Consider the following 905-nt stretch of genomic DNA (forward strand, 5'->3'; position numbering starts at 1 on the left):
CCGGCCGGTTCGAGCCAGATGGTCTCGCTCATCTGGGTCTTGACCTCGAGGTTGCGCTTTTTGATGGCGGTGCTCATGGCGCCACAGCCGGATAGAGCCAGTGTACTGCTGACCAGGGCTACCATCATTATTTTTTGAGAATACTTCATCGTTTTTCCTTGTTTACACCATTGAGAAACTCTTGCAACTCATTGTTTTTGAACTCGTCCTTAGCTGCATCGACCAGCCCCGCCAGGCTGGGGAGGTTGTATCGGCCTAGGTCGAAGAGAAGAATAAATCCGGTTATAAAAAATAACGGTATTTGTACAAATGGAAGTAATGAAGCCATTCCATCCGGTAAACAATAGGCTGATATGGTTAGTAATATGCCAAAATGGAAATAAGCATAGTGAGAGACCTTTTCTCTTAACATGGCCAAAAGCCGAGATTTCACCCTTGTTTCTTTCGGGATCAACAAGTACTGCATATAATACGAATAGATAAGCGCGCCAAACCCTAAGTTAAATAAAACCGAGAAGAAATACATGCCACAGTAAAAGTTACTGTCTATACGCCTATCGAACATCACCATAGGAATCATACCTACAATCATTATCAAATGAACTAAGCACAAATAAATAATAGACGGGCGCATTCCTTCTGAAAAGGATGGCACCTCAGCATCACTTTCCTTGATCGCCTTGAAGATCATTGCAACTTCTTCACGAACCTCACTTTGTTTCATCCTTACCGCCTTTTTGTTTATTCAGCAGTTCTTGGGCTTGCTTCAAATAATCAGCATTTTTATCATCACGTGGGTCAGTAAACTTCGCCTGATGTAACACCGCCGCCTGATGCTTTATTGTATAATCTTTATTCTGTTGGTTAAAGTTTGTTTTATTATTATTCAGGCCTTTTTCCACATC

Annotated in this window: 2 protein-coding genes and 1 pseudogene; all 3 read right to left on the bottom strand. The window is 42.0% G+C overall.

Going from position 1 to position 905, the window contains the following annotated elements:
- Positions 1 to 149, bottom strand: a pseudogene (locus AC4PR2_RS29205) (complement resistance protein TraT); the annotation flags it as partial.
- Positions 146 to 724 (bottom strand): hypothetical protein, encoded by a 579-nt coding sequence (locus AC4PR2_RS29210; RefSeq protein ID WP_492176089.1) that lies wholly within the window; start codon positions 722 to 724, stop codon positions 146 to 148. The pseudogene AC4PR2_RS29205 and the gene AC4PR2_RS29210, both read right to left, overlap by 4 nt.
- A partial coding sequence (locus AC4PR2_RS29215; protein ID WP_492176090.1) for a hypothetical protein occupies positions 711 to 905 on the bottom strand: 195 nt, incomplete at its 5' end. The genes AC4PR2_RS29215 and AC4PR2_RS29210, both read right to left, overlap by 14 nt.

The organism is Serratia sp. A07, assembly GCF_058725505.1.

What these genes read in the sequence shown, in the direction of transcription:
- AC4PR2_RS29210 (WP_492176089.1), bottom strand. Translation starts at nt 724, where the DNA reads ATGAAACAAAGTGAGGTTCGTGAAGAAGTTGCAATGATCTTCAAGGCG.